Source organism: Vibrio sp. Vb1337, from assembly GCF_033338715.1.
Lineage (GTDB): Bacteria > Pseudomonadota > Gammaproteobacteria > Enterobacterales > Vibrionaceae > Vibrio > Vibrio alginolyticus.
This window is the reverse complement of the sequence record NZ_JAWOTD010000195.1, coordinates 1-1,158: the sequence shown is the minus strand read 5'-3', so window position 1 is coordinate 1,158 and position 1,158 is coordinate 1. Positions and strand designations below refer to the sequence as shown.

Here is a 1,158-nt window from a genome sequence, read left to right as displayed (position 1 = left end):
AAAACTCTGCGCGTTCATGGCTGATGTAACCCATAGAGCCAGCATACCAGCCACGAGCAAACGGCTCGTTATCAAGGATGAACTGCATCGACTCTTTACGAGGCAAACCTGCCACTGCGGCCGTCGGCTGCAATGCAGAAAGCAGTTGTACGCCATTTGTGCCTGTTTTTAAGCTTGCATGAATATTGCGCTTGAGGTGCTGCACCTTACGTAAACGCACCAATCTCGGTTCGGTTTCTACTTCTACCATTTCGGAATGAGGAGAAAGGCGTTCCACGATATCGTCCACGACGTACTGGTTTTCGTTTAAGTTTTTTGAATCCTGAGATAACCAATTCGCCAATTCCATATCATGAGTGGCATTGTCGCCACGACCAATCGTGCCCGCTAAAGCTTCGGTATGAAGTTCATGTCCAACACGAGAATACAAACGCTCTGGCGTAGAGCCCATAAAACTGTGTTTGCTGTCTAAACTCAGCAAGAAATGAAAGCTGTGATGGTTGTTCAAATAGCTCGCTTTAAGCAGTTGTGCAGAGCTCAACGTGTTATCCAGTTGGACAGTAGAACGGCGAGCCAACACAACTTTTTTAAACTCATCATTCTCAATCCCAGTCAGAACTTTATGTACCAGCGCATCCCACTCAGATTTGATAGGAGTATGAACAATCGAGCGAATGTGTGACGAGATCGGAGGTAAAGCGGCGACATCGCAAATAAGCTTTCTCAAGCTGGCAAGCGTGCGCGCTTTGTCTTCAGTTAGGTTAACCGCAAGTGACCACTGCTGGTCAAATCGAATCAGTTCAATTTGAGGCAAAAAGAAGAAAGAAGGCATGCAACGGCGATTTTTTTCGTGCTGGCCATCAAACGATCGCCCGCCCCATACTCGCTGCCCTTCACCAAGAATGGTATAGGCAGGACCCGGCTCAACAAAAGAATGCAGCTGTCCTAGCGCGACGACCTCTTCACGAGTATCACGGGATTGCCAATAAAACTTGGGGAAAAGTGGTTGTGCATCAAGCCAATCAATAAATGCGAAATTCGGTTTTTCGCTGAGGGGCTCGACCAGACGTACTTGATTGCCTTCCGTGTGCTGAACTCGCTCGATAATTCTTTTTACGGCTTGATGGAACTCTGACAAATCAACCTCGAAGTATGTGA

Annotated in this window: 1 protein-coding gene; it reads right to left on the bottom strand. The window is 47.3% G+C overall.

The genetic code is table 11. The annotated features are described in order from the left end of the window. A partial coding sequence (locus tag R7E42_RS24975; protein WP_318073232.1) for an isochorismate synthase occupies positions 1-1,138 on the bottom strand: 1,138 nt, incomplete at its 3' end. Positions 1,139-1,158: the final 20 nt, after the last annotated feature.